This window comes from Antarcticimicrobium sp. (assembly GCF_029212575.1).
In the GTDB taxonomy this organism is placed as follows: domain Bacteria; phylum Pseudomonadota; class Alphaproteobacteria; order Rhodobacterales; family Rhodobacteraceae; genus Antarcticimicrobium.
Genome location: NZ_JARGPK010000081.1, coordinates 100,486 through 107,690, shown reverse-complemented (window position 1 = coordinate 107,690; position 7,205 = coordinate 100,486). Strand labels below are relative to the sequence as shown.

Below are 7,205 nucleotides of genomic sequence, written 5' to 3'. Positions count from 1 at the left end.
ACCGTTCGTTTCTGCGGGTTCTTCTTCGGGGGCGGTTGCAACGGATCGGTCATGCGGCGCCCTCCAGGATGGCGGCGCTGGAGCAGACGCCGCGATCGTAGTTGATCATGCCGAAACCGGAGACGAGGGCGCGCCGCGCATCCGCCACCTGCGTGCCCTCGGCCATGCCAGTAACCTGCCGGATCGCCTCGACCAATCCGATGAAGCCGCCCGCCGCACCGGCCTGACCGGCGGAAAGCTGACCGCCATTGGTGTTATGGGGAAAATCGCCGGTCACGGTCATGTCGCGATTGCGCAGGAACTCCGGCGCGCCGCCTTTCTCGCAAAACCCCAGATCCTCGATCTGCATCATCGAGATGACGGGGTAATCATCATAGGTCTGCACCAGATCCATATCGGTGGGGGCACAGCCGGCCATGTCGTAAAGATCGTCCACGTCCAGCGTCCAGCCGCCGCGCAGCTGGATCGGGTCGCTGGCATGGGCGTTGTGGCGCTCGATCGTGCCCTTGATGCGGGCAAAGGGGAGGTTGCGGCGGGTTGCCTCGTCCTCGCGCATGACAAGGAACGCCTCGGCGCCCGCGCAGGGCATCACGCAATCATAGAGCGCGATGGGGTCGGCGATGGGGCGGGCGTTCAGATAGTCGTCTAGCGTCAGCGGCTTTTTCATCACCGCATTCGGATTGCGCAGCGCATTGTCGCGCTGTGCCACGCAGATGCGGCCGAAATCCTCACGCGTTGCGTTAAAATCTTGCATGTAACGGTCTGTCAAAAGGGCGAAATTCGCGTTCGGCCCGCCATAGCCATAGGGGTAGGAGGCATCGGAGGCAAAGCGTGAAAAGCTGGACAGAAGGCTACGGAAACTGTCGATGTGGTTGGTGTCGCCGGCAACGCAGGCGACGATATCGGCATCCCCCGCCTGCACCGCGCGGGCGGCCCGGCGCAGGGCGATCACGCCGCTGGCCCCGCCCATCGGGATGTGATCGAGCCAGCGTGGGCAAAGCCCCAGATGCTGGGTCAGCCCCACGGCGGTGTCGGGAAAGAGCGTGAAGCTGGAGACGGTGAACCCGTCGATCTCCGCCGGTTTCAACCCCGCCGCCTGAAGGCTGCCGCGCAGGGCGCGGGCGATCCACCAATGCGCGGTTTCGATGGAATAGCGTTCGTAGGGCACCGAGACCGGCGCCGCGACAACCACCCCGTCATAGCCCTGCCGTTTTGCCATCAGGCCACCTGCCGTGTCTTCAGCGCGGTGGTGTCATGCGCCTTGCCCGCCGCCAGCAGATCGGCGGCGAGTGTTTTCAGCGCCGCGCGCTGGATCTTCTGCGTCGCGGTGAGCGGCAGGGCATCGACAAAGGCGATGTATCCCGGAACCTTGTAATAGGCCATCTGGGTCAGCGCCCAGCGGGCGATCTCCTGCGCCTTTTCCGGCGCGGGATCGGCGACGGTGAGGCAGGCAAACACCTCGTCCCCGCGCAGCGGGTCGGGCACCGGGGCAACCCCGGCGGCGGTGATGTCGGGATGGCGCATCAGCACCGATTCCACCTCGACCGCCGCGATATTCTCGCCCGAGCGGCGGATCACGTTTTTCTTGCGGTCGACAAAGAACATGTTGCCGTCCGCGTCCTGCCGCACGATGTCGCCGGTGTGGAAATACTCCCCCTCCCAGGCCTCGGCGGTGGCTTGCGGGTTCTTGTAATAGCAGGTGAAAAAGCCAAGGCGCGGGTTTGCGCCGCTGCGCCGGATCAGCAACTCGCCCGGGTCACCCAGCGGCACATCGGCGCCGGTGTCATCGGTAATGCGGATCTGCACCGCGTCGGTCGGCCGGCCAAGGCAGGCCTGACCCACCAGCCGGTCCTCGGTATGGGCGGAGATGGCGGCACCGGCGCCGGTCTCGGTCATCGCCCAGGCCTCGACCAGCGGAAAGCCAAAGCGCGCCTCGAAATCGGCCTGCAGCTTGGGATCGACCCCGGCACCGAAACCGAAGCGCACCGAATGGGCGCGGTCGGCGGCACTTTCCGGCGCGCCCATCAGCATCGAGGGCATCACGCCGAGATAATGCAGGCAGGTGGCGCGGGCGTCGCGCACGTCGTCCCACCAGCTGCGCGGGTGGAACCGGTCAACCGCGGTCAGGCAGCCGCCCACGGCGATCATCACGGTAAAGGAACAGGCCATCGCGTTCATGTGAAAGATCGGCAGCGGGGTGATCATCCGCTCGCCGTCCTCGGTGAGCGCGGCAATCCCGCCGAGATTCGCGTACCAGTCGCCGGATTCGAAGAAATAGGCGTTGGACAACACGCAGCCCTTGGGCTGGCCGGTGGTGCCCGAGGTATAGAGCACCGCCGCCTCGCGCGCGGGTCCCTCGGCCAGATCCGCCACCTCCGCGCCGGGACGCGGGGCAGGGGGTGCCTCGTCCGGGGCGATGACCGACAGGGTGATACCGGCGGCCCTTGCGGCGGCGCGCAATTCTTCCGCCCGTGCCGGGATCGCCACGATCAGGGCCGGTTCGGCATGACCGATGAGATACTCAAGCTCCGCCGCGCGCAGGTCGGGGTTGACCGGCACCACCGAGGCGCCGAGCCGGTTGAGCGCCAGCCAGGTCAGGAAGAACACGGGGCGGTTCTCCAGCAGCAGCGCCACCCGCATGCCCGGACCATAACCGGCGACGGCAAATCCCAACGCCAGCGCATTGACCCGTGCCAGCGCCTCGCCATAGGGGATCTCGCCCGCGTCGATGTCATAGATCCGCGCGGTTCCCTCCAGCACGTTCAGCATCGGCCGCTCCGGCCAGCGGCGGGCGGCGGCGGCGAAGGCGCCATAGATGCTGTCGAAATCGCCCAGCCTCATGGCAGCAACTGGATGTTGCCAAAGGCGGCGTCGGAGTTCAGCAGATCGACCCGCTTGTTGGCGATGCGGATCTTGCCACCCTCGACGCAAAGCTCATGCGTGGCGGTGATCGCCAGCAGAAACTGGTCGTCCAGTCGGGTTTCCACGTAATGCATGCTGGTGTTGGTGACATAGCGGTTGGCCTCTGCGTCCATCACATCGACGAAGGGGCGCTGGATCACGTGGTGACAGCGGCTTTTCGGTTTCTGGCTGAAGGTGCGTGCGCCGTTCAGACGCTCCACCCGCAGGCGCAGCATGAACTGATCCTCGTAAAGCAGCGAGGTCACGCAATCCGGGTCGGTCTGCTTGTAATCGAGCGGCATCCAATAGATTCCCTCGGGCATCCACAACTCCAGCCACTCGGAAAAGCGGCCTTCGTCCAGCATGCGGGCCTCGTCATAGATGAAATCGATCAGGTCGTCGCGGGAAGGAAAGCTCATTCTGCGGCCTCCGCCTTGTCGGTTGCGGGCTGGGGCGACATGAACTTGACCCAGGCGTTGAACTGGTTGCGCATCTGCCGTTCGGTGGTGCCGTTCTCGACCGCTTCGTGATCGAAATCCTCGCCCTCCTCGTAGAGGCGCTGCACGTTCACCCATTCCATGCCGTCGGCGGCCAGCCCCTCCTGCGCGCGCTCGTACATCTCCAGATCGTCGTGACCCACCATCGAGGTCGGCGCGTTGATCAGCCGGTTGTACATGGCGGTGCGCGCCAGCAGTTGATCGGGAGCATCGACCAGCCGGTAGATATAGCTTTCCACCAGCGTCTTGTCGGGCCCCAGCGGGATGAAATTACGCAGCTGCTGGATCGGTCCCTTGATCATGATGTTGGGGAAATAGACGGTGTTGTGCCTGTTCTCGCCCAGGATCTCTTTCGCCTTGTCCTCGCCATAGGCTTCGACCATCTGCTCGAGATAGCCGGGGATGGCCGAGTAGTCGGAATGGATCGAATGATGCACGCCGGTGTGCCCGTGGCCGTTGGGCCAGGTGCGGATGCCCATGTTCTCGAAGAACTCATAGGGGCTCATGAAGGGCGCGATGATCTCCATCGCCATCGGCTTGGGCTTGTCCTCGGGCCAGTCCATGTCCTCGAATATCTTGACCGCCGTGCCGGCACTGGATTCATGCGCCACCATCGGGTGGCAGGTGTCGGTCTGGTTCTCGACCAGCATTTTCCAGTTGCACTGGTGCATGTAGCGCAGCGGCGGCCCGGCCACCTCCAGCCGCCCGGCGGGGGAGCGATCGACCATGTTGTCGAGCGAGGACAGGCTGGCGCCGAAGTAGTCCTCGAAACTGATGCCCTCATCCGCCAGCCGGGCAAAGATGAAGCCGCGGTAATTCCTTACCGCGCCAACAGCCTTCATCCCCTGGCCGTTCTCGGTCTTGTCCAGCCCGGTGCCCTCGTATCCCTTTTTCAGCGGGATCGCCAAGAGGCAGCCGTCGGTCTTGAACGACCAGGCGTGATAGGGGCAGCGAAAGAACTTGCCGGTGTTGCCGGTCCGGTCGATGGCGATCTTGGTGCCCTTGTGCGGGCAGCGGTTGTAGAGCACGCAGATCTCGCCATTGGTATGGCGCACCTGGATCACCGGCTGATCGCCGATCTGGGTGGTATAATAATCGCCCTTGTTCGGCGTCTGGCTGTCATGCCCGACAAAAACCCATGCATTGGCAAAGAGATGCTTCATCTCCAGCCGAAACACATCCGGATCGGTATAGACATCGCGGTGAACCTGGTGCGGCTGTACGAGGTCGGTCACGGTATCGACGGTATAGGCTGGCTTGGCGGCTGGCATGGCGGGCTCCTTCCCTAGAGATCGAGGACCAGTTTGGCCGATTTGGCGCGGCTGACGCAGATCTGCATCAGTTTGCCCTCGGCCTTTTCGCTGTCTGACAATACCACATCCCGGTGGTCCGGCGTGCCCTCCAGCACCTCGGTCTGGCAGATGCCGCAATCGCCGCGCTGGCAATCATGGATCAGGTCGAGCCCGCCTTCCTCCAGCACCTCGATGATGGAGCGGCCGGGCGGGATGGTGAACACCTGTCCGGTCGAGGCGACCTCGACCTCAAAGGCGCTATCGCCCTCCTGCGGCTGCGGCGAGGCAAAAAGCTCGAAATGGATCTGCGCATCGGGCAGGCCGGCGGCATTGGCGGCGGCGCGCGCGGCCTCGATCATCGGTTTGGGGCCGCAGACATAGAGATGGGTGGCCGGATCGACCCCGGCGAACAGCGCGGCAAGGTCGAGCGGGGCCTCGTCATCGAAATGAAAGGTGACGTTTTCCCCGAACGCCTCGGTCAGCGCACCGGCAAAGCCCATCACCCCGCGCGACCGGGCGGCATAATGCAGCACAAAGGGGCGTCCGGCGGCGGCGAGCGCGGTGGCCATGGAGATCAGCGGTGTGATACCGATGCCGCCGGCCAGCAACAGGGCCGGGCCGGGATGATCGCCCAGTTCGAAATCATTGGCCGGTCCGGCCGCAGCAATGCGCTCACCGGGCTGAAACCTGTGCATTTGCATGGAGCCGCCCTGACCGCCGTCCTCGCGCTGAACCGCGACGCGCCAGGTGGTGGCGGGGCGCGCGTCGCCCGGCCAGTCGATCAGCGAATAGGACCGGGTGCCGAGCGTGCCAAGGTCGAAATCCAGATGGGCACCGGCGGTATGGGCGGGCAACCGGCCGCCGTCGCCCGGGCGCAGGGTGAGGACCCGGATGCGGTCGGTTGCGTCGTTCAGGCTGTCGATGACCAGTTCGTGTTTCACGCGTTTTCTCCCTGTGCAATTAATATGAAAATTCATATAATATCGGTCAACCCCTTTTTTGCAGCGGAGCCACGGGTTTCTTGACCTTGAAGACGACAGCGCCTAAGCCGCGAGCGAAAAACAGATATCGACATATGAATGAGATGAAAAAAGGCCCGCTCAATCAGCCGTTTGTCACGTCTTACCTGCTGTATCTTCTGGCGGCGGTCAGCGATCGGGCGAGTGCTGAATTTCACAGCCACGCCCGCACGGCAGGCCTGCGGGTGCCCGAATGGCGCGTTCTTGCCTGTCTTGCGGACGAGGACGGGGCGATGGTGACGCGGCTGGCGCGGCTGTCGTTGATGGAGCAATCGAGGCTGACGCGAATCATCGATCAGATGGCCGAGCGGGGGTTGGTCCGCCGCCAGTCCGACCCCGAGGACCGGCGCCGGGTGCGGGTGTTCCTCTCCGACGAGGGGCGGGACCTGGCGCTGCGGCTGATCGAGGATGCGCGCGATCACGAGGCCCGGATCCTCGCCGATCTGGGCGGCGAGGACGCGCAGCGGATCAAGCCGATGCTTGAAAGGCTTCTGGGCCAGCTCGACCAGCCGGACGGGCGCGAAACCGGCTAGGCCATATCCCGGCACTCCGGCACCGGGGTGCGGGCGGTGCCGGTTCGGAAATAGTCGATCAGGTTGTCGGCGGTCAGGTCGAACATGGCCTGTCGGGTCTCGACCGTGGCACTGGCGGCATGCGGCGAGAGGATCACCCGCTCACAATCGCGGAGCGCCTGCGGCACGTCCGGTTCATCGTCGAACACGTCCAGCGCGGCACGGCCCAGCCGCCCCGATTGCAACGCCTCGATCAGCGCGGGCTGATCCACCACCGAGCCGCGCGCCACGTTGATGAGGATGCCCTCGGGCCCCAGCGCGTCGAGCACGCCCGCATCGATCAACCCGTCGGTTCCGGCGCCGCCGGGCAGGCACAGGATCAGCGCGGCGCAGCGCCGGGCCATGTCGTACAGATCGGGGCAGAATTCGTACGGAACCCCCGCTTGTTCGCGACGTCCGTGATACAGGATCGGGCCGCCGAAGATCTCGAGCTTTCTTGCCAGCGTGCGGCCGATGCGGCCCAGCCCGACGATGCCGATCGGTCGCCCCTCCAGCGTGTGGGTCAGCGGGCTCGGCCCGTCGCTGGCCCAGCCTCCGCTGCGCACATGGCTGTCCTGATGGATCAGGTCGCGGCTCGCCGCGAGCAGCAGCAGCAGGGCGTAATTCGCAACATCCGCATTCAGCACGTCCGGGGTGTGGGTCACGAGGATGCCGCGTGCCTTGGCGGCGGGGACGTCGATCATGTCATAGCCCACCCCGATGCTCGCGATGATTTCCAGCTTTGGCAGACGGTCCATGAGCTCTGCCGTCAATGGTGTGAAACTGCCATTGGCCAGCCCGCGCACCGACCCCCCGTGGCTTGCCAGCCAGTCCTCGGGCGGAAACGGGTCGGGATCGCCGTGCAGGGTAAAAGCCTCCGCCAGCCGGGTTTCCAGCCGCGGCGGCAGGCGGCCGCGGCCGTAGATTTCGATGCTGCGGCTCATG

The 7,205-nt window shown here is 65.0% G+C and carries 7 protein-coding genes; 1 reads left to right on the top strand and 6 read right to left on the bottom strand.

What is annotated here, in order from left to right:
- Positions 1–49: 49 nt before the first annotated feature.
- From P1U75_RS17805 to P1U75_RS17785, 5 genes are read right to left on the bottom strand one after another with little or no spacing between them, the layout of a single operon-like run.
- Positions 50–1,219, bottom strand: a complete 1,170-nt coding sequence (locus tag P1U75_RS17805) for a thiolase family protein (RefSeq protein ID WP_300245622.1) — start codon at positions 1,217–1,219, stop codon at positions 50–52.
- Positions 1,219–2,841, bottom strand: coding sequence for an AMP-binding protein (locus P1U75_RS17800; protein WP_300245620.1), 1,623 nt, complete (start codon positions 2,839–2,841; stop codon positions 1,219–1,221). Before P1U75_RS17800 ends, P1U75_RS17805 begins: the two co-directional genes overlap by 1 nt.
- Positions 2,838–3,320 (bottom strand): aromatic-ring-hydroxylating dioxygenase subunit beta, encoded by a 483-nt coding sequence (locus P1U75_RS17795; protein WP_300245618.1) that lies wholly within the window; start codon positions 3,318–3,320, stop codon positions 2,838–2,840. Before P1U75_RS17795 ends, P1U75_RS17800 begins: the two co-directional genes overlap by 4 nt.
- Positions 3,317–4,669 carry an aromatic ring-hydroxylating dioxygenase subunit alpha gene (locus P1U75_RS17790; protein WP_300245616.1) on the bottom strand — a complete coding sequence of 451 codons (1,353 nt, stop codon included), beginning with the start codon at positions 4,667–4,669 and terminating at the stop codon, positions 3,317–3,319. The genes P1U75_RS17795 and P1U75_RS17790 overlap by 4 nt, the downstream gene beginning before the upstream one ends.
- A 14-nt stretch (positions 4,670–4,683) precedes the next feature.
- Positions 4,684–5,631 carry a PDR/VanB family oxidoreductase gene (locus tag P1U75_RS17785; protein WP_300245614.1) on the bottom strand — a complete coding sequence of 316 codons (948 nt, stop codon included), beginning with the start codon at positions 5,629–5,631 and terminating at the stop codon, positions 4,684–4,686.
- A gap of 134 nt (positions 5,632–5,765) precedes the next feature.
- Between P1U75_RS17785 and P1U75_RS17780 the strand changes: the two genes are divergently transcribed.
- A complete protein-coding gene (locus P1U75_RS17780) occupies positions 5,766–6,242 on the top strand; it encodes a MarR family winged helix-turn-helix transcriptional regulator (RefSeq protein WP_300245613.1) in 477 nt (158 codons plus the stop codon).
- Here P1U75_RS17780 and P1U75_RS17775 read toward each other — a convergent pair.
- The gene (locus tag P1U75_RS17775) at positions 6,239–7,204 is read right to left on the bottom strand and encodes a 2-hydroxyacid dehydrogenase (protein ID WP_300245611.1); all 966 of its coding nucleotides are present in this window, start codon (positions 7,202–7,204) and stop codon (positions 6,239–6,241) included. The genes P1U75_RS17780 and P1U75_RS17775 overlap by 4 nt on opposite strands.
- Position 7,205 lies beyond the last annotated feature (1 nt).